The following is a 24,831-nucleotide window of genomic DNA, read 5'->3' as shown; positions in this document are numbered from 1 at the left end:
CTGCTCAGCCGATCTTCACGTTCTTGTCGATGGTCGTCTGATCGATGTCCGATGTACGCACGGTCACCGCGACCTTCCAGTTGCCCGCCATCGGGATCTGGACGTCGCTCGCCGTCCAGTGGCCCTCGGTGAGCCGGACAGGGACGACGGGGAGCGGGCCGATGTCCTTGGACCCCAGAGTGAAGGCGAGCTTCAGCTCGGGGACGTCCATGGCCTTGCCGTCGATGCTGTCGATCCAGATGTGGAGTTCATTGGCACCGGTACGGGCGGGGTCGATATCCATCCGCACCGTTCCCTTGCCGTTCTTGCCGCCTGTGTCGAAGGGAAGCGTCAGATTGACCGGGCCTTCGGCCGCGGGGGCGGCTGCCGCCGACGAGCTGCGGGCCGCCTCTTCCTCGGTACGTCCCGGCTCGGTCGAGGTCAGTACGGTCGCCACGGCCAACAGCGCCACGGCGACCCCTGCCTCCGCCAGCACCGAACGGCGGAGCCCGGACCGGTCGGGGTCGGCATCGCGGATCCGCTTCTTCTCGGCGGTGGCCACGGCGGCCCTCTGCCGGGCGAGCTGGGCCGCCCGCGCGGGGTCCTCGGCCATGGCGTCCGATGTACCCGGGGTCCGGGACTCCTCGACTTCGACCTCGTCCCTGGCGTCGGCCCGGGGCTCTGCTCCCTTTCCGCCGGCTCCGCTCGTGACCAGCCGTGCGGTCCAGCGGCGCGAGATCCAGGCGATCCCGACCAGGAGGGCAACGAGCCCCACCTTCACGATCAGCAATTGCCCGTACGCGGTGCCGGTGAGCGCGGACCAGGTGCCGACCTGGCGCCAGGACTGGTAGATCCCGGTTGCGGTGAGCACGAGCACGCTGCCGAACGCGATGCGGGAGAAGCGCCGTACGGCTGCGGCTTCGATGTCCGGTGTCCGGTACAGCGCGACCAGCAGGGCCGCCAGCCCGCCCAGCCAGGCCGCGACGGCCAGCAGATGCAGCACGTCGACCGGCATGGCGATGCCCGGCTGGATCCCGGTCGAGGCGTGTTCGGCGAGTGCCCAGGTCCCGGCGATCCCGGCGGCGATCACCGTGCCGCCGATGGCCAGACCGAAGGTGAGGTCCTTCTTCTCGCGCTCGTCCTCGCGCTTCGCGTACGCCCCGAACAGCACGGCGACGAAGAGTGCGGAGGCGCCGAGCAGCAGCAGCCGGGATACGAGTGCCGCCCCGGGCTTGGTGTCGAGCACGGCCTTCAGACCGTCGAGGTCGAAGGCATCCGCGAGCTTCCCGGAGCCGGTGTACGGGTTGCGCAGGAGCAGCATGGCCAGGGTGGCCGCGGTGAGGGTCATCCAGCCGTGTACGACCAGGCGTTGCAGGGGGCGTGCACCCGCCCCGCGCTGCCAGCAGGCCAGGACGAAGGCGGCGCCGCCGGCCAGCAGGATGAAACCGGCGTACGCGGCGTAGCGCGCGATGCCGTAGAGGGCGCCGACGAGGCCGCCCCCGGCCTCGTTCGACGGGAGGGCGACGGTGGTCTTGGAGGGGGCTCCGACGGAGAAGGTGAAGGCGCCCGAGACGGGGTGGCTGTCCGCTGAGACGGCCTGCCAGGCGACGGTGTACGTACCGTCGGGCAGCCCGGTGTGCAGTGAGACGCCGTACTTCACGGCGGAGCCGCTCTGCAGATCACGTGGTGCGGCGCCGGTGTCGGCGCGCTTGCCGTCCGGGTCCAGGACCCTGATGGAGTCGTCGCCCATGGCGACCTGCTCGGAGAAGGTGAGAGTGACTTCCTTGGGAGCGGTGTCGACCACCGCCCCGTCCTGCGGATCGCTCCCGGTGAGCGCGGCATGCGCGGACGCGGGGCCCGCGCCGCCCAGCAGCAGGCCGAACACCATGCCGACAAGGGCGGCGAGGAGTGCGGCCGCGGCGAGTGGGCGGCGTGGCGCGTGAGTGGACGGGGACGGTCCGAAGTGTGGGGCGGTGGCTGTCATGGCGAGTCAGTCCCTCACTGCTTTTTCGGGTTGTGGGTGGTCTCCTTCACGGGAAGATCGACCTTTATCGAGTCGGCCTTCTCGAAGTGCAGTTCCACGGACACTTTCTCGCCCTGCTTGGGCTGCTGCTTGAGCTTCATGAACATGATGTGGCTCCCGCCGCGTTCCAGATCCAGCTCGCCGCCCGCGGGCACCTCGAAGGACGTCACCATGCGCATCGTCTGGTTCTTCGTCTCGTGGATCGTGACGTCGTCCGAGAGCGGGCTGGTGACCGAGGTGAGCCGGTCGGACGTGCCGCCGCTGTTCTTGACGACGAGGAAACCGGCCGCCATGTCGCTGACGGGCTGCGGCATGAACGCTCCGGTCACCTTCAGCTCGGGCTTGCTGTCCGAGGACGAGCACCCCGCCAGCGTCAGCCCGGTGGTGAGGGCGATGACGCCGGCGAGAGTGGTGCGGCGGTTCACGGAGTCTCTCCCTTGATGATCTCGGGGAGGTCCTTGGTGTAGTCGTCGGGCGAGGTGTCCTCGCTGTATACGAGGTACCCCTTGTCGGTCTTCGGGGAGAACGCGATGACCTGGGAGCCGTGCATCGAGGTGATCGTGCCGTCCTTCTCCTTCTTCGGGGCGTCGATGCCGATGCCGATCTGGCGCGCGCCCGCCTGAATGGTCGGGAAGTCGCCGGTGAGGCCGATGAAGGAGGTGTCCTGTGCCTTGAGCCAGCTGCCCAGTGACGCCGGGGTGTCCCGCTCGGGGTCGGTGGTCACGAAGACGACCTGGAGCTTGTCCTGGTCGGCCTTGGGGAGGGACTTCTTGGCGATGGCGATGTTGCTCATGATGAGCGGGCAGACGTCGGGGCAGTTGGTGTAGCCGAAGTAGATCAGCGTCGGCTTGCCCTTGGTCTGCTCACGGAGGTCGTACTTCTTGCCGTGGGTGTCGGTGAGGACGAGGTCGGGTTTGGTGAACGGCTGGTCGAGTACCGTCGCGGCCTTGGTCTTGGCCTGGACGGACACATCGGCGACGGGCTTCTTGGCGCCGTCGTCGCTGCTGCCGCAGGCGGACAGGGTGAGCGCCGCCGCGGCGACGAACGCCGCGGCCAGCACCGTTTTCTTACGCATGGAGCACTGATTCCTGGTGGGTCGGTGGGACTGATGGGGCTGTGGGTCAGGCGGTTCGGCGGCGGCCGGCGAGGATGCCGAAGGTCACCCCTGCGGCGCCGATGACGATGCCGACGATGCCGAGGACGCGGGCCGTGGTGTCACTGGAGGACTCGTCCGACGCGGCCGTCGTCTGCTTGTCGGCTGCCTTCGCGGTGGCGCCGGCGGCTGCGCTGTGCTCGTCGGCGGTCGCCGCGGTCAGCTTGAGGACCGGTGCCGGGCTCTCGGGCTCGGCGGCACCGTCCTTCTGCTCCTCGATCCAGCGGACGACTTCCTTGTTGTCGTACGTCTGGATGGCCTTGAACACCAGCTGGTCGGCGTCCTCGGGAAGCTGGCCGATGGAGAGCGGGAACTGCTGGAAGTCGCCCGGGCGGATGCCGCGCTCGTCCTTGTCGCCCTTGGCCGTCCAGGTGACCTTGGAGACGGCCTCGTTGATCTTCTGGCCGTGCATCTCGAGCGGCTTGGCCAGCTTGCTCTTGGTGACCTCGATGTCCCAGCCGGGCACGGCCTGCGGCATGACGGAGGCCAGCGGGTGGTCGGTCGGGAAGTTGACCTCGACCTTGGTCGTCGAGGCGTTGTCGCGCTCGTTGGGGATCTTGAAGTTGACGGTGGCGTAACCACCCTTGGCGGCCTCGCCCTGGGGCTGCACGCTGACGTGCGCGGAGGCCGTACCGGCGAGGATCAGCACGGTGGACGCGGCGATGCCGCCGGCGAGGGCGATGCGGGAAACGTTCATGACAGGAATCTCTCCACAGAAGCACGAAGAAAAGGTGGTCCGGCGCGCGGGTGCGCGACGGCATTGCGACACCTCTACCTCACGTGCGGCATGCGTACGCCGACTCGTACGGCACCGGGTGGGTGCGTGAGCCGAGTCGTGCGTGCATCGAGTGGAGGGTGTCGCGTCAGGCTGCGAGCGCGTATACGGGTGGCGGCCCGCGCCTGATCACCATGTGCTGCAACGGGTCCCCGGTGGCCGGGGTCGGGGCGTCGACTGCGGTACGGGGGGCGCGCGGCCCGGTTGCCGGGCCCCCGGGAAGTCCGGCGCGCAGGGCGTTCACGAGCGCGAGCGCGGCGCGCAGTGCACGCAACCGGGCTCCGGCCGCGATCTGCTGGGCGCCGTGCGTGGAGAGCCGGGCCAGCCGGAACAGGGCGATCTCGCCGCGTCGCAGCAGCCAGCCGGTGGCAACGGCGGCCAGCAGGTGGCCGAGCAGCATGGGCAGGCTGGGCAGCAGACCGGCGAGGGCGGCCGGGTCCGAGCCGGTCGCGGAGGCCATGTGCTGGTGTCCGCCGGCCGTCACCGACGCCGGGTCGATGCCCGCGGTGGTGACGATGCGGTGCGCTTCGGCGGCGTTCAACTGCGCGGGTCCCATGCCACACACGAGGCTTGCCGCGAACCGGATCAGTGAGTCGTCGCCCGCCGCGGTGTCCGTCGAGGCGGTGTGCGTACCCACGCCGAAGAGGGTGTGCAGGGCGATCTGTCCGCCGGCCAGCGCGGCGGCGATGGACGGCAGTGAGCGCTCGCGTCCGGCGAGCGGTGCCGTCACCGCGAAGATCCCCAGGAATCCGGCGAGCAGGGTCCACCAGGGGACGGCCGCGCAGGAAGCCAGGGAGTGACCTGCCGCGGACAGCGCGACACAGACCGCGGTGAACACCGCGGCCCTCAGGAGCCGCAGACCGGCTCCGGCGCGTGCGACAGGCATAGACATGGCGGGGTCATCATCGCACCGTGCCCCGGGCCTCGATACGGCAGGTCCGGAAGGTCACTTTCCGTCCGATTGGATGCGGGCCGGGGCCGCTGTGACAGGTTTGGACCGGTCGGGGCCATCGGCAGGGCCTGGCATACACGGGTGTACGGAGTGCTGGTATCCGCCGAATGAGCGGTCTCACATCCGGTCTGTGCTTACGAACGGTGCTGCGCGGCAATACGTATCGGTATGTCGAGCCGCAGCCAGGAGGCTGGAGCATGAGCATCTGGTGGTCCCTCCATTTGCGGCGCGACGCTGCGAGCGTTCCGCTCGCCCGTCGTTTCCTGTTGGGCGCGATGGAGACCGCGGGCGTGGATCCGGAGATCTCCTTCGACCTCTCGGTCGCGCTCAGCGAGGCCTGTGCAAACGCCGTTGAGCACGGCGGTGACCGCAGGGTCCAGAGAGAACAGAGCGTCGGCCGGGATCCGTGGGACGTATGGGACGAGCCCGCGGGGACGGCCTGTGGGCAGTACCGGGTCACCGCTTATCTGGACGGCGAGAAGTGCCGTATCGAAGTCGCCGATTCGGGGCCAGGTTTCCCCGCCCGGCGCATGCTGCGTACTTCCGCGCAGCAGCACGATCCCCAGCTGTACCCGTCGCTCAGTGCGGAGGACGGCCGGGGTCTCTGCCTGATCGAGCAGCTCGCCGATCACGTCCACTTCGGCAACCGTCCCGGCCGTGGCGCCCTGGTGAGTTTCGACAAGGTCCTGAAATGGCGGAAGGGCGCCCTGCTCATGGTGTCCTGAGCGGGGCGCCCTTCGACGCGTGGAAGTCCGTCGCCGGACCTGCCGGATCAGCCCTTGAGCTGAGCCATCCACGCCTCGACCTCGTCGGACCGGCGCGGCAGCTTGTCGGAGAGGTTCCGGTTGCCGTCCTCGGTGACGAGGATGTCGTCCTCGATCCGGACGCCGATGCCCCGGTACTCCTCGGGGACGGTCAGGTCGTCGGTCTGGAAGTACAGACCGGGCTCGACCGTGAGGCACACGCCGGGCTCAAGCGTTCCGTTGACGTACGTCTCGGTGCGCGCGGCGGCGCAGTCGTGGACGTCCATGCCGAGCATGTGGCCGGTGCCGTGCAGCGTCCAGCGGCGCTGGAGGCCCAGCTCCAGGACCTTGTCCACGGACAGGTCGCCCAGCAGGCCCCACTCGACGAGCTTCTCGGCGAGCACGCGCTGCGCGGCGTCATGGAAGTCGCGGTAGTCGGCACCGGGCTTGACGGCCGAGATGCCCGCTTCCTGGGCCTCGTACACGGCGTCATAGATCTTCCGCTGCAGCGGCGTGAACGTGCCGTTGATCGGAAGGGTGCGGGTCACGTCGGCGGTGTAGAGGTCGTTGGTCTCCACTCCGGCGTCGAGCAGCAGCAGCTCGCCGGCGCGCACCGCGCCGTCGTTGCGCACCCAGTGCAGGGTGGTGGCGTGCGGGCCGGCCGCGCAGATCGAGCCGTAGCCGATGTCGTTGCCCTCGATGCGGGCGCGCAGGAAGAAGGTGCCCTCGATGTAGCGCTCGCTCGTCGCCTCGGCCTTGTCGAGAACCTTGACGACGTCCTCGAAGCCGCGTGCGGTGGCGTCGCAGGCCTTCTGCAGTTCCGCGATCTCGAAGGCGTCCTTGACCAGTCGGGCCTCGGAGAGGAAGACGCGCAGTTCCTCGTCGCGCTCCGCGGTGACCTTGTCGGTCAGCGCGGCCTCGATGCCGGCGTCGTGGCCGCGGACGTTACGGACCGGGCCGGTGGCCTCGACCAGCGTGGCCGGGAGCTCGCGCACGTCCTTCGCCGGGATGCCCAGCAGCTGCTCGGCCTCCGCGAGGGAGTGGCGGCGGCCGACCCACAGTTCGCCCTGGCCGTCGAGCCAGAACTCGCCGTTCTCGCGGTTGGAGCGCGGCAGCAGGTGGATGGTCGCCTCATGCCCGTCCTGGGTCGGCTCCAGTACGAGGACGCCGTCCTGGGTCTGGTCGCCGGTGAGGTACGCGTACTCGGTGGAGGCGCGGAAGGCGTACTCGGTGTCATTGGAGCGGGTCTTCAGCCTGCCCGCGGGGATGACCAGACGCTCACCGGGGAAACGCGCGGAGAGCGCGGCGCGGCGGGCGGCGGTGTGCTCGGCCTGGGCGATGGGTTCGAGGCCGTGCAGCTCGGTATCGGCCCATCCGGACTTCATGTTCGCGGCGAGTTCATCGGAGACGCCCGGGTACAGGCCGTTCTTCCGCTGCTTGACCGTCTCTTCTTCTTCGGTCTCCGGGTTCTCCGGGTTGAGCTCCTCAGCCACGATTTGTCTCTCCTTGATACGACACTGGACCCCGTCCATCGTACGGGCGTACGGAAGGGGGCACAGGGCCGGAAGACCTGTTACACAGCTTGGCCGCGGCGGGTTGCACAGCGCAGTCGGGGCGGGTCGGCCGGCTCAGTCGAAGCGCGCGGCCAGAATGACCACGTCCTCCGTGCTGTTGCCCTGGTCGAGCCCGTTCGGCAGCACGGTCCGCAGCACATGGTCGGCAACGGACCCGGCGTCGTCACGCAGCGCCTTCGGTACGCACGCCGCCGCCGTGTGGAGCCGTGCGAACGCCCGGTCCATCGAGTCGCCGGTGCGGCGCAGCAGCCCGTCGGTGTAGAGGAGCACGGTCTCGCCGGGCGCGGGAGTGATCTCCACGCTGGGTGCCTCCCAGCAGGCGAGCATGCCCAGCGGTGCGGAGACCGAGGTCTCGATGAACTCGGTGCGCCGGTCGCCGATCACGAGCGGCGGGGTGTGGCCGGCGCCGGCCAGCAGGATCTTGCGGCGGGCGGGCTCGCAGTAGGCGAACAGGGCGGTTGCGGAACGGGCGGGTTCGGTCAGCCGCAGCAGCAGTTCCAGATCCGAGAGCACGGCGACCGGATCCTCGCCCTCCATCACCGCGTACGCCCGCAGACCGGCACGCAGCCTGCCCATGGCGGCCAGGGCGCTCGGGCCGGAGCCGTTCACCGAGCCCACAGCGAGACCGAGTGCACCTTCCGGCAGGGCCAGCGCGTCGTACCAGTCGCCGCCGCCCTGCGGTGCTGTGCGATGGCGTGCGGCCAGCTGTACGCCGGCGACCCGGGGCAGTCGGCTGGGCAGCAACTCCTCCGTGACGGTGGCGACATCTGCCCTGGCCCGCTCCAGCTCCAGCAGCCTGGCCAGATGCTCGCCGGCGTATCCGGCGTAGAGGCCGATGAGATGGCGCTGGCGTTCCAGTGGTTCGGCGGGTTCGTCGTACAGCCAGACGGCGGCACCGAGTCTGCCGGTCGCCTCGGCGGTGAGCGGCAGGGCGTAGCTGGCGGCGTATCCGAGCCGGGCGGCGACCTCGCGGCGGCGGGAATCAAGGCTGGTGTCGCCGAGCAGATCGGGGGTCGTCTGCGCTCCTTCGGCGTCCGGGAGCCCTTCCAGGATCCGGCCGTAGGAGGTGGCGCTGCGCGGCACCGTCTCGATGTGCCCGAGCTCGGCATGGGCGAGTCCGAGGCCGATGGTGCTTACGGGGCCGCGGTGGTCGGACGGTTCGAAGACGACCAGACCGCGGCGGGCACCGACCAGGGCGGCACCGGCGTCCAGCAGTTCGTGCAGAGCATCGTCGAGCGTGCTGGTTCTGGCCAGTCGCTCGGTGAGTTCGTGCAGCGTGGTGAGGTCGGAGACCCGGCCTGCCAGCCGGTCCTGGGTGAATGCTCCGGGGGCGGCCGGTACTTCGGACAGAGAACCGGCAGTGTGCGCTGAAACAGGAACCATGGGATCGATTCCAGCCACTTTCGGCAGGTGCGGGGCGCTCATGGAAGTCGGCTTTCCAACCGGTGCGTTTCGTCGAATAGCATCGCAAACCCCCATGTCATTCTGCGCCGCTATCAGTGCATCCACATGTACACGTAGCGTCCACATGTACACGCACAAGTAAGGCCATGTCCAGCATTGTCCCTGCGGGATCCGTGGTGTCCAAGTGACTCATAAGTTGGCCAAAAAATGCACCCTATGGCGGCTGTTTGCGGTCGACTGGGTGTGCTCGACAGGGGGTGTTCTCGGGGTGAAGTCTCCAGAGGGAGCGTCATTTCGGGCATGCTGGGTACGTAATCGATGACGACCAGGGGCAGTTCTGATCGCCCCGGAACCTGGCAGCGGGCCCGGACGTCCTCATCTGTGACGGCCACGCCCCCACCCCCGAGTGGCGGGGTTTGCACCTTGGGACGGCAGGCGCGATACGTGCGCTGCTCCTCGCCATGCTTGTGTCCGGACCCGTCTCGCTCCTGCTCGACCCGGCTCAGCGCATGCTCGGTACCGACGACCCACCCGTACCGCAGATTTGAAGAGCATGTACGCACAGTGAAGTGATGAACGCGTGCCGTGATGCGCGCGTGTGTGATGTGGACCCTCGGCGTTCAACGGAAAGGAACGAGCGCTCATGCGCGAGATCCTCGGAAGGCGACGCAGGCTCCGGCTCCGGCGCAGGGTGAGGCCCGCCCAACTGGACGCGGTCCTGACCTGTGCCACCGCATGGCAGTGGCCCGTGCTCCCCGGAGTGGGACTCGAGGCGGCCGGTGGCCGCGGTGACCGTGGCCGTGGCTGTGCCTGTCCCGATCCCGAGTGCGCCGTACCCGGCGCACACCCCTTCGATCCCGGTCTCCTCGCGGCGACCACCGACGAGCGCATGGTGCGCTGGTGGTGGGCCAACCGGCCCACCGCCCCGATCGTGCTGGCCACCGGCGGACGCGCCCCGTGCGCGTTGAGCCTGCCGGCCGTGGCGGCCGCCCGGGCGCTGGCCGAGCTGGACCGGATGGGCGCACGGCTCGGCCCCGTAGTGGCGACGCCGACCCGGTGGTCGCTGCTGGTTGCTCCGTACACCCTCGAACGGCTCGGCGAGCTGCTGCACGCCAAGGACCGGGTGCCCAGCTCGCTGCGTTTCCACGGCGAGGGCGGCTATCTCGTCCTTCCGCCGTCCGAGGTGGGGGCAGGGCAGGTGCGCTGGGAACGGGCTCCTTCCGCGATCTCCCGGCCGCGCCCGGACAAGGGAGAGCCTGTCCCCGGATCCGCCGCGCCGTGGCTGCCGGATGTGGAGGCGGTACTCGACGCGCTGGTCGAGGCGAGCAACAGTGCACCGGACGGCGGAAGTCGGCTCGCCTACTGACGCGTGGTCGGCGGGCGGTTGGCGGGTGCGCCGCGCCCCTGTGGGGGCGGAACCCGCGGTCGGCTCACATCCGAACGAGTGAGCCGACCGCGGGTTCCCGGCGCAAAAGGGTGTGCGGCACCGGGGTGTTCATATTCCGCTGATATCTCCGGCGGGCCGTCAGGAGTCCGGGCGAATCCGACAGGCATCGACGGATGCCGACAGGCGAGCTCGCGTGATTCTCCGCGTGATCGGTATCGCGGGTGTGACAGCGTTCACGGCTCCGGTTCCGCTCCCGGCCGCTCCATCAGCTCCGGTCTCATGCCGGTCAATGCAAAGCCTGCCGCTGCAAAATGCTTCGGCGCGGGGATTTCTGATGGAGCTTCCGGAACCCTCTCGAAGCATTCCTCGAAGATTTATTCGAGTTGCTCTGGGGAGGGGTATCCATAAGGGGGTTCCGGCTTCTGTCCGAGGCCGGTCGGTCCGGCGGAACCGGCGGTGCGTCGGTGGAGGAGGCTCCGCTGTCGATGACGACCCGTCGTCAATCCGGGTTCTGTAGCGCCGGGTTGACGCCGGTGCGCAGGTGCTGGGCTGTCGGGGCCCGACGTGGAGGCGAGTGTGGCGCTGCACCGGCGAGGGGGTCGTGCGCGGGTTCGTGCGCCGCGTCGCGCGCTGTGCGCCGTACCCGGAAATGAGAATGCCCGATCGCTGGCGACGGGGGATGCACCAGCGACCGGGCTTCTAGAACGGTAACAAGAGATCTGCCGTTCGCAAATTCGATCTCGCGTATTAGGACAGCGATTTACCTGTGAGTACGGCGAGTTGTGACATGCATCACCGAACGGGGCCGGGAATCGTCACTGTCAGCTGAGCGTCACTTGGCGGTTGGTGAGCCCGCCACGGGCCCGCCGCTCCTCGGCGGTGAGCGGCGCGTCCGAGGCGAGCGCCGCCGTCAGCCGCTCCGCGAGCTCGGCCGCGGGCTTCTCGCACTCCGCGGCCCCCATCGCGCTCGGCAGATCCCAGACCGGGACCATCAGCCCGTGCGCCCGGAAGGAGCCGACCAGCCGCGTCCCCTCGCCCAGCGAGGAGGTGCCTGCGGCGTGCAGTCGGGCGAGCGCGTCGAGGAGCTGCTCCTCGGGGTGCGGCATGACCCAGCGCAGGTGGTTCTTCTCCGGGGTCTCGCACCAGTACGCGGCGTCCACGCCGGAGAGCAGGGTCGTCGGGATCGCCGCCTCGTTCGCGCGCTCCAGTGACGCGGAGACCTCGGGCGTGGCGTTCTCCGCGTCCGGGACCCAGAACTCGAAGCCGGAGTGGACAACGGGCTCGAACGCCGCATCGGGGTCGAGTACGTCCTGCAGTCGCGGACCGTCGGCCGGTGCGCGCCGGGCGGCCACGGGCGAACCCGGCTCGGCGGCCAGCGCCCGCTGCAGCGTGTCGGCGAGGTCACGGCTGAGGTCACCGGACGGGGTGTCGTTCTGCAGGGCGAGCAGCACCGAGCCGTCGTCGCGGCGGAGCGCCGGCCACGCCATGGGCAGGACGGTCGCGAGAGTCACGGAGGGCACCCCCTCGGGCAGCCCGCCCCTCAGCGTCAGCTCGACCGTTGCCGCGGGTACCAGCTCGCGCAGGGCGACCCAGTCGCACTCGCCGGCCAGGCCCTCGAAGGGGCGGTGGACGAGCTCGGTCACCGCCTGGGCGGCGGCGCGGCCGTGACACGCCTTGTAGCGGCGGCCCGAACCGCACGGGCAGGGCTCGCGAGCCCCGACCACAGGGATCTCGCCGTCCTTGAGTTGCTGCTTCCCGGCCTTGGTCTGAGGGCGCTTCTTGGCCATGGTGGGCTTTCTCCCGATTGCGACAGTGCGGTCTGGGCCGCGAGCCTAGCTGCCCGTGTCGCGTCCGGGACACATCCGCCTGCGCGCCCGGCGGTACGGGAGTGCGGAACGCCCGCGCGTACGCCTGTCCATCGACACATGTGCCGGTACGGGCGCTCGTATCGCGGCCGTCACCGCAGGCATCCGTACCCGTGCGGGAACGTCAGCCCATGTCGTCGAAGGCGTCCGCGAAGCCCAGCCCGTCGAGCCCCGACACACCCTGTACTCCGGACACCCGCCCGGGCCCCTCGCTGACGAGGACCCAGACGGTGACCTCGCCGGACGAGCTGTCGCGTACGCCCCACTCCTCGGCGAGCGCGCTGATGATGTTGAGCCCGCGGCCGCCGCGCGCCGTCACCGACGGTGTGGCCGGAATCGGTCGGGTCGGACCGCCTCCGTCCGTCACTTCGACGGTCAGGCCACCTGTTCTGTCCACGCGCCATGCGGCGCGGATGTCGCCGTCACCCACATCTGTGTGCCGTCCCAGCGGCCTGCCGTGCCGACAGGCATTGCTGAGCAGTTCGGAAAGGATCAATACAGCATCGTCGACGACCGAATCCGGCACCCCGTAGCCGCGCAATTGCTCACGCATCCGGTGCCGCGCCTGACCCACGCCCGCAGGGCCATGGGGTACGGCCATGCTCGACGACGTGGGCACTTCCTGTGCCACCACCAACGCCACCCCCGAGACCTCCTTTGCCCCACGCCACGGAGTGGATGCCCCCCTGGACTGGACCGGAAACCGGCCAATCGCCTGCCAGTGACGCACTCGTAACGATCGAATACGGTTCGAATGCGCCGGTGTACTCCGTGTAACTGATGTTAAGAGCGTCCCAGTTGTGACAGAACCTGCTTCGGGCGGTTCGTGATGATTGCCTCGACGCCGAGATCGATGCAGAGCTCGACGTCCTCGGGTTCGTTGACCGTCCAGACATGAGCGCGGTGGCCCGCACGGTGCAGCCGCTCGATGTAGCCGGGGTGACTGCGTACGATCCGCATTCCCGGGCCGGCGATCCGTGCCCCGGCCGGCAGCCGCCCGTCACGCAGGCGCGGCGAGACGAACTGCATCAGATAGACGGTGGGCAGGGTGGGGGACGCGGCCTGGATGCGGTGCAGGGAGCGTGCCGAGAAGCTCATGATCCGTACCGGCGAAGGGCCTTCGGCCGGCGGGACGTCGAGTTCGAAGCGCTTCAGCAGATGCAGCAGCCGCTCCTCGACCTGGCCCGCCCAGCGGGTGGGGTGCTTGGTCTCGATGGCCAGCTGGAGCGGGCGCCCGGCTGCCCGTGTCTCGGCGACCAGTTCGAGCAGTCGCTCCAGAGTCAGCACTGAGGTGAGTTCCCCCGGTACCGGATCCCAGTCCGGGGACTCCGACTCCTCGCGGTCCTTCCAGGAGCCGAAGTCGAGGGCGGCGAGGTCGGAGAGCTCCAGCGCGGAGACGGCGCCGCGGCCGTTGGATGTGCGATTCACCCGGCGGTCGTGTACGCAGACGAGATGGCCGTCGGCGGTGAGCCGTACATCGCACTCCAGCGCGTCGGCGCCGTCCTCGATCGCCTTCCGGTATGCGGCCAGGGTGTGCTCGGGGGCGTCGTCGGACGCGCCTCGGTGGGCAATGACCTGGATGGAATGGTGCGTGGATTGCTGCCGTGCGTGGGTCACTGCGTCATCGTGTCACCGAGAAGCGACTGCTGCGTACAGCTTGCGCCACGGGCGTCCGCACCTTGCGACGTGGCTGTGGGGGCCTCGTACCGGGAGACCGTTTTGCCGGATGTAAAGATTGGCGTGCGGATGCACAGGTCCTGCTTACAGTGGCCTGACGTGCCTTGGGAAAAGCTGTCCCGGGACACGTGCACAGCGGATCTCTTGCCGAAAATGATGTGGAACCGAGGAGTTAAAGAGCTGTGAGCACAGAGAACGAGGGCAACGAGGGCACTGCGGCCGAGGCCGTTCCGTCCGTTCCGTCCGCACCTCCAGTGCCGGCCGATGCTCCTCAGGGGTCACCTGAGAGCACGCCCGCGTCCACGCCTGACGCCCCGGCGTACCCGCAGACGCCGGACGCGGCAGCCGCGCAGCAGTCGCCCCGGGCGCAGCAGCCGTACCCCCCGACGGAGGGACCGGCCACCGCGACCACCCCCATGGCTTCCGTGCCGGGTACGCCTCCCCCCGGGCTCCAGTCGGCCGCCGCAGCCAACTGGCCCCCGCCCCCTCCCGCCGTCCCCGCGTACGCGCACCACGGCGCGGACGGCGGCGGTGCCGGTCCGGTCTGGGGCGCCCCGGCCCAGCTCGCCTCCCCCGAAGGCCCCCGCAAGCGGGGCATGGGCGGTCTGGTGGCCGCGGTGGTGGCGGCGGCGCTGATCGCGGGCGGTATCGGTGGCGCCCTCGGCTACTGGGCGGCCGACCGGAACGACGGCTCGACCACGGTCGCGGCGTCGGCCAACCCGCAGGACCTCAAGCGCGAACCCGGCACGGTAGCGGGAGTGGCCGCCAAGGCGCTGCCGAGCGTGGTCACCATCGATGCGCAGGGCGGTGACGGCGAGGGCGGCACGGGCACCGGCTTCGTGTACGACAGGGAAGGCCACATCCTCACGAACAACCACGTGGTGGCCTCCGCCGCGGACAGTGGCCAGCTCACGGCGACGTTCTCCAACGGCAAGAAGTACGACGCCGAGGTGGTCGGCCGGGCGCAGGGCTACGACGTCGCCGTGCTGAAGCTGAAGAACCCGCCGGCGGGGCTCACCCCGCTGTCCCTCGGCAACTCGGACCAGGTCGCGGTCGGTGATTCGACGATCGCGATCGGCGCCCCGTTCGGTCTGTCCAACACGGTGACCACGGGCATCATCAGCGCCAAGAACCGCCCGGTCGCCTCCGGAGACGGTTCCGGTGGCAGCAACTCGTACATGAGCGCCCTGCAGACCGACGCCTCGATCAACCCGGGCAACTCCGGCGGCCCGCTGCTCGACGCGCGCGGCGCGGTCATCGGCATCAACTCGGCCATCCAGTCGACCGGCAGCAGTGTCGGTCAGACGCAGGCGGGCTCCATCGGCCTCGGCTTCGCAATCCCGATCAACCAGGCGGCGAACGTCGCCCAGCAGCTGATCAAGACCGGTCAGCCGGTCTACCCGGTGATCGGCGCCACGGTCACGATGGACGAGAGGACCGGCGGCGCCGCCATTCCCGACCAGGGCACGGGCGGTACGGCAGCCGTGGCGAAGGGCGGCCCCGCCGACAGGGCCGGCCTCAAGGGGGGCGATGTCATCACGAAGTTCAACGACACCGTGATCGACAGCGGCCCGACCCTGATCGGCGAGATCTGGACCCACAAGCCCGGCGATCGGGTGACACTGACCTACAAGCGCGACGGCAAGACGGCAACGGCCGAAGTCACCCTGGGGGAGCGCAAGGGCGACAGCTGACCGGCTAGGCTGTCCTCGCGTCAACCTCGGTCCATGGGCCGAGGGCGCGGGGTGGGTTGCCCGAGCGGCCTAAGGGAACGGTCTTGAAAACCGTCGTGGCGGCGACGTCACCGTGGGTTCAAATCCCACACCCACCGCAGCAGGTCAGCGTCTGCGCTGGTCACAAGGGGTGCCCCTGACTGGGGCGCCCCTTTCGCATGCTGCCTGTCTCACTTTGATCCGCGCTGCCACCGCAGTTCCCGCACCTCTCGTTGTGAGGAGTGCGAGGGCGCCGGGTCTGTATTCCGCATTCCGCCCCGGGAGTCGGGGCGGGCAACGAGGAACGTGCCGTTGTGCGGGCTCGCGATCAGCTGATGCACGAGACTTCCTCTTCTCGGTCGGCGGACCTTCGTACGTGGCTCCGTCGGCCCGGAAGGCGTGGCGCCGGGAGTCGGTGATGCCGTTGGCCGGCTCGGCTCAGATCAGCGGCTTGATCGGGCCGGGCCGTCAGCCGGTCTCCTCCAGTACCCCACGGGCAGCAGCTTCAGCCGGCGTCTCGCCCTCCTCGACCAGACCCATGGGCAGCTCCCACGCCCAGGCGTTCGTGATGAAGCGGTGCCGCCACATCATCAGAACCTCGCGCCGCTCGTTGACGACGGCGGCCACGGCCAGGTGCCGGAGCTTGACGACGTGGTGCTCCCAGCGGTTCCCGTCCGGCGTCTCGACGTCGGTGAGCCACACGTTCACCCAGCTGTTCTCGTAGATCGGACGTTGCCCGTGGATCTTCCACTGCAACGTACGCGGCCCCTCTCGATCGATCGCAGAGCAGCAACTGACTCCGGCTGACCAAGGCTGGGTTCGACCAGGATTCACGTCAGTATCTGGTGCGTATGCACCCACGAGATCGCAACGTGATGCGGGGGCCGCGTACGAGTATCAATGTCAGTGGCCGCTGTTAACGTCCGGTCCGTTCTGGCTGAGCTGGGTGGGAGGGACGTATGGGCGCGTCGGGGTGGGACTACTCGGTGCCGTATCAGGAGGATCTCGTCGGGGCGTTCGATGCGCTGAGGCGGAAGGTCTTCGAGGAGCGGGAGTACTACTGGGGTCCGGGTGGCGACTGGGGGCCGGAGGAGGAACGGCTGCCGTGGCCCGAGACCGAGGAGGAGCTGTGGGAGCACGAGCTCGTCCAGCACGAAGGTACGCACTCGATCCTCGACATCTTCCGGATCATCGGGCCGGACGAGGAGCCGGACTACTCCACGATGAAGCAGGTGACCGGGGAGGAGGCGCTGCGTGTCCTGGGCACGCGGAAGCTCACTCGGGCGCACGTGCCGAGGTTCGAGGAGTTCGACCACTGGCGTTGGTACGGGCGATGCGCCGTGCTCCATGACGACCAGGGGGAGCCGCAGGAGATCTACTTCTGGGGCTTCTCCGGCGACTGAGCCGACCCAGTGGAGCAGGTGTGGGCCGCCGGAGGCGGCGCTGGGCCCGGAGGGCGGGGAATGAGCAGGCCGGCCACGTGGGAGAGGCGTCCCGCAGGGCTCTCTTGAAAACCGTCGTGGCGCGAGTCACCGTGGGTTCAAATCCCACACCCACGCAGATGAACGGCCCTTGACCTGGTGAATCGGCCGGGGGCCGTTGTCGTGCGCGCTGTCCGCAAGGTCACGTCGTCCCCTGTGGTTTCCCGAGCGGTCGGGGGAGAGAGCGCCCTCCTGGCTGGCGCGCCCGGTTGGACGTCCTTTCCCGTCCCACTTCGACTGCCGAGCGATGAGTTTTCCTCCCTCGCTCAGTCGTATCAGCATCACTTCATATCAACGGATGGGACACTGCCGACATGACTGAAACCGTGAAGGGCCCCGCCAGCTACTTCCCCTCGATCGAGAAGAAGTACGGGCGCCCCATTGCGGAGTGGAAGGAGCTCATCCGCTCCTCCCACCTGAGCAAGCACATGGAGATCGTCTCCTGGCTCAAGGCCGAACACGGGCTGGGGCATGGCCACGCCAATGCTCTCGTCGCCCACACTCTCGCAGAGGACAGCAACAAGTAGGCGACCGACCGGGCGGCCATGGCGCGCTGGGCGAGAGCCGGCGCCGACCGGGATTCTCAAGATCCGGACCTGTGCCGCACCGCAGGGGTCCGGCGGTCCGGCAGGGGCCACGGAGGAACGTTGCAGCGGGTTGCGGGTCCGCGGCTGCCTACAGATTTACGGAGGCGTCCCGATTTGCGTCGTCCCTGATCCGTCAGCCCGTGGTGAGGCGGGCCGCCGAGGCGATGGTGGCGCGGGCTTCGCGTTCGGTGAGGCCGGTGCGGACGGCGGCGTGGGTGAGGGCGTCCGCCAGGGCGTCGCCGAAGCCGTGCTCGTAGGCGCGGCAGGCTGCCCAGAAGAGCCGTGTGTTGCGCTGACCCTCGCGTGCTGCCAGGACGAACCGGACCAGTCCCCGGCCCTGGTCGGTCCGGGGACTGGGGTGGTGAGGGCGTGCGGGGGGTGTGAGCAGGCGGAGGAGTGCGCGGGGGCAGGGGGCCGGCGGGAGGTCGGCGGTGCCCGGGGCGAGCCGGTAGGTGCCACGGGTGGTGACCGAGCCGGGGCCCACCAGGTAGCCGCCGGCGCCGCGGATGTCGATGCCGGGGGCGAGCCGGCTCGCGGAGTTCGGTACGCAAACGCCGGGCGGGCCGGTCAGCCAGATGTGACGGCCGCCGCTGGGGGTGAGGACCGTGACGGTCGGCGGGATGGTGAACAGGTGGTGCAGTGCCAGCTGTTGGAGCGAGACGGCGGAGTCGTTGCGACCGGTGGTGTCGATGTCCAGGTCGATGCCGATGAGGTGGTGCGGGGGCCGGCCGCAGGCGATGCCGTATCCGGTGGCCCAGGGGGCGGCGGCGAAGAGGGCGCGTATGGCGGCGGGGTCGGTGGTGGCGTCGTGGACACCGTGTCCGGGAAGGCCGCAGGTGCCCCGGCAGGTGACCGGCCGGTCTTCGTTCCGGTGCGGAGAAGGCAGGGCGGGGAGCTTGCCGGCGGAGAGCGGGATGACGGGGAGCCCGCGCTCGGCTGCGGAGAGTGCGTGGGCGAGGGCCAGGGTGGCGGTCTGCCGGTCGGTGATGGCCATGACTTTATTTTCGTACAGGTGTTCGAAGAACGGAAGAGGGGCGGGGCCTGGCGGGTCGGGTGCCGAAACGCTTCTTCGGGGCGTGCGGGATCGGGCTCTTCGGGGCGTGCGGGATCGGGCGGAAAGGGGCGCAGGAGGGGCGTGAGCCGGGGCTTTGGGGGCGCGAGAAGGTTTATCGGGTGTTCATCATGCTTGCGAGGGAATCGGATCACATGGGTGGTTCGCCGGGGATTCGGTGGGCAACTCTGGTCTCGCGACGTCGTGACCAACACCGGGGCGGTCGGCCAACTGCCTCGGGACAAGCCGTACTTCCGCTTCCTGGAGGAATTGACATGGCAAGCATCCGTACCGCTCGCGCCCTCGCCGCTGTTGCAGCTCTTCCCCTCGCCGCCGCGCTTTTCAGCGGCGTGGCCCAGGCCGACAGCGGCTCGTTCGCGAACGACGGATCGAACGCGGCCGTTGCGACGGTCGTCGGCAGCGGCGTCGGTGGCAACAACTCCGGTAATTCGTCCACGTCGCAGCAGCAGGCCGTCGGCTCCGGAGCGTCGAACCAGAGCAACTCCGCGCAGGTGAACGGATCGGCGTTCACGGCGATCCACCAGCACAACGAGAACGTCGTGGTGAACTTCACCAATCTCTGGTGACCCGAGGCCGGCCATGGGCCGGTCGGGGGGCCGGTCGCGGCTGGTTGAACAGCGGCCTGCGCGAGGGTACTTCGGTGTCCTTGCGCAGGCCGCTTCGCGTTGCCCGGCGACCGTGTCGGAGTGTCGGTGACCTTGACAGCGAGTACGGATCTGACGGACAGTCAGAAACCCTGATCCGTACGCCCGTGTCCGGGAGGCAGCCGCCGTGCACCTCGCCCAGACGGAGCGTCAGCAACAGCTGCGCGCCGAACTCCGCACGTACTTCCGCAAGGTGATGCCCGGGAGGGACGCGAGGACGAGGCCCGGGGTCGAGGACCCGGCCGGGCAACGCCGACTGCTGCGCCGGATCGGCGCGGACGGGATGCTCGGACTCGGCTGGCCCGTCGAGTACGGCGGCCGGGGGCGCGGCCCCGACGAGCAGTTCGTCTTCTTCGACGAGGCCTACCGGGCAGGGGCGCCCGTTTCGATGGTCACCCTCAACACCGTCGGGCCGACGCTGATGAAATACGGGACCGAGGAGCAGAAGGCGTACTTCCTGCCCAGGATCCTCAGCGGCGACATCGTCTTCGCCATCGGCTACAGCGAGCCGGAGGCCGGTACGGACCTCGCCGCGCTGCGCACCAGGGCCGTGCGGGACGGCGACTCCTGGGTGATCGACGGGCAGAAGATCTTCACCAGCAATGCGCAGAACGCCGACTGGATCTGGCTCGCCTGCCGCACGGACCCGGATGCACCCAAGCACCAGGGCATCTCGATCATTCTGGTCCCCACGGACGCCCCGGGGTTCGCCTGGACGCCGATCGAGACCGTGGGCGGGCTGACCACGACATCCACCTACTACGACGCGATACGGGTGCCCGCCACTCATCTGGTCGGTGCGGAGAACGGCGGCTGGGGGCTGATCACCAACCAGCTGAACCATGAACGGGTGGCTCTCGCCGCCATCGGAATGCAGGCCGAGGACTTCTACGAGGCGGCACTCACCTTCGCTCGCACCCCCGACCCGCTGACGGGCCGGCGTCCGGTGGACGAGCCGTGGGTGCGGACCCGGCTGGCCGAGGCGTACGCCCGGCTGGCGGCGACGCGCCTGCTCAACTGGCGGCTGGTGGGGGATGTCGGGGCGGGTTCGCTGGCCCCGGGGGAGGCGAGCGGCGTGAAGTTCGTGGGTACCGAGAACGCTGTCGAGGTGTATCGGATCTGCCAGGAAATCACGGGCGAGGCCGGGACGATCCGGGGCGGTTCGCCCGGCTCCTTCGGGGACGGGGAGCTGGAGCGGATGAACAGGGCGGCGCAGATCAACACCTTTGGGGGCGGAGTGAGCGAGGTGCAGCGGGAGATCGTCGCGACGATGCGGCTCGGCATGAAGAGGGGCAAGCGGTGACGGGCGCGCGGGAAGGGCGGGAGGAACCGGGCGGGTCGGACCAGTTGTACGGGCGGCTCAAGGAGTTCGAGGGACGTGCCGCCGCGACCGAGGGCATCGGCAAGGACCTCGTCAACGAGCCGATGATCAGGCACTGGTGCGAGGCGATGGGGGACGCCAACCCCGCCTACACGGGGCCGGAGGCGATCGCCCCGCCGACGATGCTGCAGGCGTGGACGATGGGCGGCCTCTCGGGGCACACCGACCGCTCCCAGGCGTACGAGGACCTGTTCGGCCTGCTCGACGGCGCGGGGTACACCTCGGTGGTCGCGACCGACTGCGAGCAGGAATATCTGCGGCCGCTGCGGCCCGGCGACCGGATCACGTTCGACGCGGTGATCGAGTCGGTCTCGGAGCGGAAGACGACCAAGCTGGGGACGGGCTACTTCGTGACGACGCGGATGGACGTCCGCGCGGAAGGGGAGCCCGCCGGGACGCACCGCTTCCGGATCCTCAAGTACACACCGGCAGCGGTGAAGCGCACGGCGCCCCGCGGCGGCCGGAGCCTGCGCCCGAGGCCGGTGATCAACCGGGACAACGCCGGGTTCTGGCAGGGCGTCGCCGAGCACAGGCTGCTGATCCAGCGGTGCGGCGAGTGCGCGACGCTGCGTTTCCCCTGGCTGCCCGGCTGCAACGGGTGCGGCTGCCAGGAATGGGACACGGTCGAGGCGAGCGGCGAGGGCACCGTCTTCAGTTACGTCGTGATGCATCACCCGCCCTTCCCCGCCTTCAGCACCTCCGCGGAGGGCGGGCCGTACGCGGTGGCGCTGATAGAGCTGGCGGAGGGCGTGCGGATGGTCGGCAATGTGGTCGGCGTGCCGTACGACAAGGTGCGGACGGGAATGCCGGTGCGGCTGGAATTCCTCCGCACGGACCCGGAGTTGGAGCTTCCGGTCTTCCGGGGAGGCGAGGGCTGACATGGACTTCGCACCCACCGAGGAGCAGACCGCGGCACAGGGTCTGGCGGCGCAGATCTTCGGGGATCTGTCGACGCACGAGCGCCTGGCCGGAGCCGGCACGGGGACGGACGCCGAGCTGTGGAAGGAGCTCTGCGCGGCCGGGCTGACCGCAGCCGTGGAGGAGATCGGGCTGCTGGGCCTGGTGCTCCTGCTGGAGGAGCAGGGCCGGACGACGGCGCAGGTGCCGTTCGCGGCGAGCTGTGTGTACGGGCTGCTCGCCGTCGTCGGCCACGGCACGGACGAACAGCGGGAGCGACTGCTGCCTCCGCTGCGGGACGGCACGGCTGTCGCCACCGGGGCGTTCCCGGCTCGCGGTGGGATACGCGCGGACGGCGAGGGGCGGCTGAGCGGCAGAGTGCCGTACGTGCCGTGGCTGCGGGACGCGGGTCTCGTCCTCGTCGCGGACTCGGACCGGGGGCTGTGGATCGTACGGTCCGCCGATCCGGGTGTGGCGACGGAGCCGGTGGAGACCACGGCGCCGTGGTCGGCGGCGCGGCTCGTCCTGGACGGGGCGCCCGGGGAGCGGCTCGGTGGCGCCGGGGCGTACGAGGCGGTGCTGGCCGCGAGCCGGACTGCGTTCGCCGGATTGCAGGCCGGGGTGTGCGCCGGTTCGCTGGCCAGGGCCGTCGCCCACACGAACACGCGGGAGCAGTTCGGGCGCCCGCTCTCCACCAAGCAGGCAGTGCTGCTGCGCGCCGCCGACGCCCACATGGACACCGAGGCGATACGCGTCACCGCGTACGAGGCGGCCTGGCGGTATGACACGGGGCTGCCGTACGGACCGCAGGCGCTGACCGCCGCCTGGTGGGCATCGGAGGCCGGAAAGCGGGTGGTGCACGCCGGACAGCATCTGCACGGCGGAACGGGCGCCGACCTCGACCATCCCGTACACCGCCACTTCCTCTGGGGCCGTCAGCTCGACGCCTATCTGGGATGCGGCAGCGAAGTACTGCAGGAGATCGGCCAGTCGCTGGTGAAGGAGGGACCGGAGTGAAGGTCGGTGAGGAGCTGGCGCCGCTGGAGATCGCGGTGACCCGCACGCTGATCGTGGCGGGCGCCATCGCCTCCCGCGACTACCAGGACGTGCACCATGACGCGGAACTCGCCCGGGAGAAGGGCTCCCCGGACATCTTCATGAACATCCTGACGACCAACGGCCTGGTCGGCAGGTACGTCACCGACCGCTTCGGTCCGTCCGCAGTGCTCCGCAAGGTCGCCATCAGGCTGGGCGTGCCCAACTATCCGGGGGACACCATGGTCCTGAGCGGCACGGTCACCGCCCTCTGCGACGACGGGACGGCCGAGGTGTCGGTCGTCGGAGCCAACGGTCTCGGCAGGCATGTCACCGGCACGGTGACCATCAGCGTTCCGGAGGGGGCGGCATGAGCGTGCGCAGGGCCGACTCGCTCGGCGGCAGGGCGGCGGTCGTGGGGATCGGGGCGACAGAGTTCTCCAAGGACTCCGGGCGCAGCGAACTCAAACTGGCCGTCGAGGCGGTGCGGGCCGCCCTCGACGACGCCGGGCTGACCCCCGGCGACGTCGACGGCCTGGTCACCTTCACCATGGACACCAGCCCCGAGATCACCGTCGCCCAGGCGGCCGGCATCGGGGAGCTGTCGTTCTTCTCCCGCGTCCACTACGGGGGCGGGGCGGCCTGCGCCACCGTCCAGCAGGCGGCCCTGGCCGTGGCGAGCAAAGTGGCCGACGTCGTGGTCTGCTACCGCGCGTTCAACGAGCGCTCCGGACGCAGGTTCGGTTCCGGGGTGCAACAGCGGGAGCCCACCGCGGAGGGCGCGGCGCTCGGCTGGAACCTCCCCTTCGGGCTGCTCACGCCGGCCTCCTGGGTCGCCATGGCCGCCCAGCGCTATCTGCACACCTACGGGCTGACGCCGGATGTCTTCGGTCATGTCGCGGTCACCGACCGCCGCCATGCCGCCCGGAACCCCGCGGCGTACTTCTACGGGAAGCCGATCACCCTGGCCGACCATGCCGCCTCGCGGTGGATCGTCGAACCCCTGCGGCTGCTCGACTGCTGTCAGGAGACCGACGGCGGCCAGGCGATCGTCGTCACCAGCGCGGAGCGGGCCCGGGATCTTCCGCAACCGCCCGCCGTGATCGTCGCCGCCGCCCAGGGGGCCGGGCGGGCGCAGGAGCAGATGACCAGCTTCTATCGCGACGATCTGACGGGCCTGCCGGAGATGGGGGTGGTCGCCCGGCAGCTCTGGCGGAACTCCGGCCTCTCCCCCTCCGACATCGATGTGGGCATCCTCTACGACCACTTCACACCGTTCGTCCTGATGCAGCTGGAGGAGTTCGGCTTCTGCGCACCGGGCGAGGCCGCCGACTTCGTCGCGGCCGACGCGCTGCCCCTGAACACGCACGGCGGCCAGCTGGGGGAGGCGTATCTGCACGGGATGAACGGCATCGCGGAGGCGGTCCGGCAGATCCGTGGCTCGTCGGTGAACCAGCTGTCCGGGGCGGCCAGGGCCCTGGTCACGGCAGGCACCGGCGTGCCCACCTCGGGACTGATCCTGGGCGCGGACGGCTGAGTGCGGGTCAGCTGCCCGAGGGGGGTGCCGTCCGGGTCCGGGCAGGACGCCGGAGGGCGACCCTGAGCCCTGATGACGACGACTCCACCTACAGGAGGTGGAGCAGGCCCTACCCCTACACCCTGAGGCGGACGCGGGTTCGGGACCTGGGGCCGATCCCCGGGACGGCGCCCGCTCCTAGCGTGGAGCCATGACCACGCCAGTCTGCACGGGCACCTCCGGGGGAGCTGCCGCCATCGGACACGTCCCGCACGGCCCGTACGCCGCGCGCACTCCGTATGCCGCGCGCACTCCGTACGCCTCACGGGCTCCGCACGCTCCGTATCCGTCGTTCTCCTCGTTCGTACGGGCACGAGGGCCCGTGCTGCTGCGTGCCGCGCGCTCGCTCACCGCGAACCCGAGCGATGCCGAGGATCTGCTGCAGACCGCGCTCACCAAGACGTATGTCGCCTGGGAACGGATCGAGGACCACCGGGCGCTCGACGGCTATGTCCGCCGGGCACTGCTGAACACCCGGACCTCGCAGTGGCGCAAGCGCAAGGTCGACGAGTTCGCCTGCGACGAACTGCCCGAGCAGGAGGCATCGCCGACCCCCGACCCGGCCGAGCACCAGACGCTCCACGACGCGATGTGGCGTGCCGTGCTGAAGCTTCCGGACCGGCAGCGGGCGATGGTGGTCCTGCGGTACTACGAGGACCTGAGCGAGGCCCAGACGGCCGAGGTGCTCGGGGTGTCCATCGGCACGGTGAAGAGCGCGGTGTCGCGGGCGCTCGGCAAACTCAGGGAGGACCCGGAGCTGGCTCCGGTGCGGTGACCCGGGTGGCGGCAGCGTGCCGGGCAGGCCTGATTTTGCCGAACGACACCGATTCGTACTCTCGGGACTAGTGACATACCGCATGGTATGTGAGCAGAATCAGCGGAACCTTACTGCCGCGTAGCGCCCACCGGGAGGA

At 69.7% G+C, this 24,831-nt stretch carries 23 protein-coding genes, 1 tRNA gene and 1 pseudogene; 13 read left to right on the top strand and 12 right to left on the bottom strand.

Features of this window, described 5'->3' with window-relative positions; all coding sequences use genetic code 11:
* Nucleotides 1-4 precede the first annotated feature (4 nt).
* The 5 genes from IEZ15_RS12420 to IEZ15_RS12400 all read right to left on the bottom strand — a co-directional run bounded on the left by IEZ15_RS12420 (nucleotide 5) and on the right by IEZ15_RS12400 (nucleotide 4,822).
* A complete protein-coding gene (locus tag IEZ15_RS12420; protein WP_189276550.1) occupies nucleotides 5-1,963 on the bottom strand; it encodes a copper resistance CopC/CopD family protein in 1,959 nt (652 codons plus the stop codon).
* 14 nt (nucleotides 1,964-1,977) lie between these two features.
* Nucleotides 1,978-2,427 (bottom strand): copper chaperone PCu(A)C, encoded by a 450-nt coding sequence (locus IEZ15_RS12415; protein WP_189276548.1) that lies wholly within the window; start codon nucleotides 2,425-2,427, stop codon nucleotides 1,978-1,980.
* Nucleotides 2,424-3,077 (bottom strand): SCO family protein, encoded by a 654-nt coding sequence (locus IEZ15_RS12410; RefSeq protein ID WP_189276546.1) that lies wholly within the window; start codon nucleotides 3,075-3,077, stop codon nucleotides 2,424-2,426. The genes IEZ15_RS12415 and IEZ15_RS12410 overlap by 4 nt, the downstream gene beginning before the upstream one ends.
* A 46-nt stretch (nucleotides 3,078-3,123) precedes the next feature.
* Nucleotides 3,124-3,852: a YcnI family copper-binding membrane protein gene (locus IEZ15_RS12405; RefSeq protein WP_114245586.1), complete on the bottom strand. Its 729-nt coding sequence runs from the start codon at nucleotides 3,850-3,852 to the stop codon at nucleotides 3,124-3,126.
* A 166-nt stretch (nucleotides 3,853-4,018) separates the two neighbouring features.
* Entirely contained in the window at nucleotides 4,019-4,822 is an 804-nt protein-coding gene (locus IEZ15_RS12400) for a hypothetical protein (RefSeq protein ID WP_189276544.1), read from the bottom strand.
* Nucleotides 4,823-5,079: 257 nt separating this feature from the next.
* Here IEZ15_RS12400 and IEZ15_RS12395 point away from each other — a divergent pair, with 257 nt between their 5' ends.
* Nucleotides 5,080-5,607 (top strand): ATP-binding protein, encoded by a 528-nt coding sequence (locus tag IEZ15_RS12395; protein ID WP_114245587.1) that lies wholly within the window; start codon nucleotides 5,080-5,082, stop codon nucleotides 5,605-5,607.
* A gap of 47 nt (nucleotides 5,608-5,654) precedes the next feature.
* Here IEZ15_RS12395 and IEZ15_RS12390 read toward each other — a convergent pair whose 3' ends face one another.
* Together IEZ15_RS12390 and IEZ15_RS12385 are read right to left on the bottom strand one after the other, a co-directional pair.
* A complete protein-coding gene (locus tag IEZ15_RS12390; RefSeq protein WP_114245588.1) occupies nucleotides 5,655-7,118 on the bottom strand; it encodes an aminopeptidase P family protein in 1,464 nt (487 codons plus the stop codon).
* A gap of 135 nt (nucleotides 7,119-7,253) precedes the next feature.
* Nucleotides 7,254-8,678, bottom strand: a complete 1,425-nt coding sequence (locus IEZ15_RS12385; RefSeq protein WP_189276894.1) for a PP2C family protein-serine/threonine phosphatase — start codon at nucleotides 8,676-8,678, stop codon at nucleotides 7,254-7,256.
* Between the two features lie 568 nt (nucleotides 8,679-9,246).
* Between IEZ15_RS12385 and IEZ15_RS12380 the strand changes: the two genes are divergently transcribed.
* On the top strand, nucleotides 9,247-9,969 hold the full coding sequence (locus IEZ15_RS12380) for a bifunctional DNA primase/polymerase (RefSeq protein WP_114245590.1): 723 nt from the start codon (nucleotides 9,247-9,249) through the stop codon (nucleotides 9,967-9,969).
* 842 nt (nucleotides 9,970-10,811) lie between these two features.
* Here the strand turns inward: IEZ15_RS12380 and IEZ15_RS12375 are convergent.
* The 3 genes from IEZ15_RS12375 to IEZ15_RS12365 all read right to left on the bottom strand — a co-directional run bounded on the left by IEZ15_RS12375 (nucleotide 10,812) and on the right by IEZ15_RS12365 (nucleotide 13,472).
* On the bottom strand, nucleotides 10,812-11,777 hold the full coding sequence (locus IEZ15_RS12375; RefSeq protein WP_114245591.1) for a DUF5926 family protein: 966 nt from the start codon (nucleotides 11,775-11,777) through the stop codon (nucleotides 10,812-10,814).
* A gap of 202 nt (nucleotides 11,778-11,979) precedes the next feature.
* Nucleotides 11,980-12,585 carry an ATP-binding protein gene (locus tag IEZ15_RS12370; protein ID WP_189276542.1) on the bottom strand — a complete coding sequence of 202 codons (606 nt, stop codon included), beginning with the start codon at nucleotides 12,583-12,585 and terminating at the stop codon, nucleotides 11,980-11,982.
* Nucleotides 12,586-12,638: 53 nt separating this feature from the next.
* Complete coding sequence (locus tag IEZ15_RS12365) at nucleotides 12,639-13,472, bottom strand: glycerophosphodiester phosphodiesterase (RefSeq protein WP_114245593.1); 834 nt, start codon at nucleotides 13,470-13,472, stop codon at nucleotides 12,639-12,641.
* A 242-nt stretch (nucleotides 13,473-13,714) separates the two neighbouring features.
* Here IEZ15_RS12365 and IEZ15_RS12360 point away from each other — a divergent pair, with 242 nt between their 5' ends.
* Nucleotides 13,715-15,226, top strand: a complete 1,512-nt coding sequence (locus IEZ15_RS12360) for a S1C family serine protease (RefSeq protein ID WP_189276539.1) — start codon at nucleotides 13,715-13,717, stop codon at nucleotides 15,224-15,226.
* Nucleotides 15,227-15,276: 50 nt separating this feature from the next.
* A tRNA-Ser gene (locus IEZ15_RS12355) sits at nucleotides 15,277-15,363 on the top strand.
* 223 nt (nucleotides 15,364-15,586) lie between these two features.
* Here the strand turns inward: IEZ15_RS12355 and IEZ15_RS12350 are convergent.
* Nucleotides 15,587-16,000: pseudogene (locus tag IEZ15_RS12350) on the bottom strand (NUDIX hydrolase); the annotation flags it as partial.
* 203 nt (nucleotides 16,001-16,203) lie between these two features.
* On the opposite strand from IEZ15_RS12350, the gene IEZ15_RS12345 reads away from it, so the two are divergent.
* On the top strand, nucleotides 16,204-16,647 hold the full coding sequence (locus IEZ15_RS12345; protein WP_189276537.1) for a hypothetical protein: 444 nt from the start codon (nucleotides 16,204-16,206) through the stop codon (nucleotides 16,645-16,647).
* Nucleotides 16,648-17,039: 392 nt separating this feature from the next.
* The gene (locus IEZ15_RS12340; protein WP_093895141.1) at nucleotides 17,040-17,252 is read left to right on the top strand and encodes a DUF4287 domain-containing protein; all 213 of its coding nucleotides are present in this window, start codon (nucleotides 17,040-17,042) and stop codon (nucleotides 17,250-17,252) included.
* 193 nt (nucleotides 17,253-17,445) lie between these two features.
* Here IEZ15_RS12340 and IEZ15_RS12335 read toward each other — a convergent pair whose 3' ends face one another.
* Complete coding sequence (locus IEZ15_RS12335; RefSeq protein ID WP_189276535.1) at nucleotides 17,446-18,306, bottom strand: bifunctional DNA primase/polymerase; 861 nt, start codon at nucleotides 18,304-18,306, stop codon at nucleotides 17,446-17,448.
* A 332-nt stretch (nucleotides 18,307-18,638) separates the two neighbouring features.
* Here IEZ15_RS12335 and IEZ15_RS12330 point away from each other — a divergent pair, with 332 nt between their 5' ends.
* The 7 genes from IEZ15_RS12330 (at nucleotide 18,639) to IEZ15_RS12300 (ending at nucleotide 24,692) form a co-directional block, all read left to right on the top strand.
* Nucleotides 18,639-18,950, top strand: coding sequence for a hypothetical protein (locus IEZ15_RS12330; RefSeq protein WP_189276533.1), 312 nt, complete (start codon nucleotides 18,639-18,641; stop codon nucleotides 18,948-18,950).
* Between the two features lie 205 nt (nucleotides 18,951-19,155).
* Entirely contained in the window at nucleotides 19,156-20,331 is a 1,176-nt protein-coding gene (locus IEZ15_RS12325; protein ID WP_189276531.1) for an acyl-CoA dehydrogenase family protein, read from the top strand.
* Complete coding sequence (locus IEZ15_RS12320; RefSeq protein WP_229845858.1) at nucleotides 20,328-21,287, top strand: bifunctional MaoC family dehydratase N-terminal/OB-fold nucleic acid binding domain-containing protein; 960 nt, start codon at nucleotides 20,328-20,330, stop codon at nucleotides 21,285-21,287. The genes IEZ15_RS12325 and IEZ15_RS12320 overlap by 4 nt, the downstream gene beginning before the upstream one ends.
* A 1-nt stretch (nucleotide 21,288) precedes the next feature.
* Nucleotides 21,289-22,323: an acyl-CoA dehydrogenase family protein gene (locus IEZ15_RS12315; protein WP_189276529.1), complete on the top strand. Its 1,035-nt coding sequence runs from the start codon at nucleotides 21,289-21,291 to the stop codon at nucleotides 22,321-22,323.
* Nucleotides 22,320-22,715: a MaoC family dehydratase gene (locus IEZ15_RS12310; RefSeq protein ID WP_229845857.1), complete on the top strand. Its 396-nt coding sequence runs from the start codon at nucleotides 22,320-22,322 to the stop codon at nucleotides 22,713-22,715. Before IEZ15_RS12315 ends, IEZ15_RS12310 begins: the two co-directional genes overlap by 4 nt.
* A complete protein-coding gene (locus IEZ15_RS12305; protein WP_189276525.1) occupies nucleotides 22,712-23,878 on the top strand; it encodes a lipid-transfer protein in 1,167 nt (388 codons plus the stop codon). The genes IEZ15_RS12310 and IEZ15_RS12305 overlap by 4 nt, the downstream gene beginning before the upstream one ends.
* A gap of 190 nt (nucleotides 23,879-24,068) precedes the next feature.
* Nucleotides 24,069-24,692: a SigE family RNA polymerase sigma factor gene (locus IEZ15_RS12300; protein WP_114245605.1), complete on the top strand. Its 624-nt coding sequence runs from the start codon at nucleotides 24,069-24,071 to the stop codon at nucleotides 24,690-24,692.
* The last annotated feature ends 139 nt before the right edge of the window (nucleotides 24,693-24,831 follow it).

It is taken from the genome of Streptomyces atratus (genome assembly GCF_014648655.1).
Taxonomy (GTDB): domain Bacteria; phylum Actinomycetota; class Actinomycetes; order Streptomycetales; family Streptomycetaceae; genus Streptomyces; species Streptomyces atratus.
This window is presented reverse-complemented; position numbering and strand designations above follow the sequence as displayed.

Excerpts from the sequence above, each read along its gene's own strand:
- IEZ15_RS12330 (WP_189276533.1), top strand. The coding sequence starts at position 18,639 with ATGGCAAGCATCCGTACCGCTCGCGCCCTCGCCGCTGTTGCAGCTCTT.
- IEZ15_RS12340 (WP_093895141.1), top strand. The coding sequence starts at position 17,040 with ATGACTGAAACCGTGAAGGGCCCCGCCAGCTACTTCCCCTCGATCGAG.
- IEZ15_RS12345 (WP_189276537.1), top strand. The coding sequence starts at position 16,204 with ATGGGCGCGTCGGGGTGGGACTACTCGGTGCCGTATCAGGAGGATCTC.
- IEZ15_RS12410 (WP_189276546.1), bottom strand. The coding sequence starts at position 3,077 with ATGCGTAAGAAAACGGTGCTGGCCGCGGCGTTCGTCGCCGCGGCGGCG.
- IEZ15_RS12335 (WP_189276535.1), bottom strand. The coding sequence starts at position 18,306 with ATGGCCATCACCGACCGGCAGACCGCCACCCTGGCCCTCGCCCACGCA.
- IEZ15_RS12380 (WP_114245590.1), top strand. The coding sequence starts at position 9,247 with ATGCGCGAGATCCTCGGAAGGCGACGCAGGCTCCGGCTCCGGCGCAGG.
- IEZ15_RS12385 (WP_189276894.1), bottom strand. The coding sequence starts at position 8,678 with ATGGGGGTTTGCGATGCTATTCGACGAAACGCACCGGTTGGAAAGCCG.
- IEZ15_RS12305 (WP_189276525.1), top strand. The coding sequence starts at position 22,712 with ATGAGCGTGCGCAGGGCCGACTCGCTCGGCGGCAGGGCGGCGGTCGTG.
- IEZ15_RS12375 (WP_114245591.1), bottom strand. The coding sequence starts at position 11,777 with ATGGCCAAGAAGCGCCCTCAGACCAAGGCCGGGAAGCAGCAACTCAAG.
- IEZ15_RS12420 (WP_189276550.1), bottom strand. The coding sequence starts at position 1,963 with ATGACAGCCACCGCCCCACACTTCGGACCGTCCCCGTCCACTCACGCG.
- IEZ15_RS12315 (WP_189276529.1), top strand. The coding sequence starts at position 21,289 with ATGGACTTCGCACCCACCGAGGAGCAGACCGCGGCACAGGGTCTGGCG.
- IEZ15_RS12405 (WP_114245586.1), bottom strand. The coding sequence starts at position 3,852 with ATGAACGTTTCCCGCATCGCCCTCGCCGGCGGCATCGCCGCGTCCACC.
- IEZ15_RS12400 (WP_189276544.1), bottom strand. The coding sequence starts at position 4,822 with ATGTCTATGCCTGTCGCACGCGCCGGAGCCGGTCTGCGGCTCCTGAGG.
- IEZ15_RS12300 (WP_114245605.1), top strand. The coding sequence starts at position 24,069 with ATGACCACGCCAGTCTGCACGGGCACCTCCGGGGGAGCTGCCGCCATC.
- IEZ15_RS12395 (WP_114245587.1), top strand. The coding sequence starts at position 5,080 with ATGAGCATCTGGTGGTCCCTCCATTTGCGGCGCGACGCTGCGAGCGTT.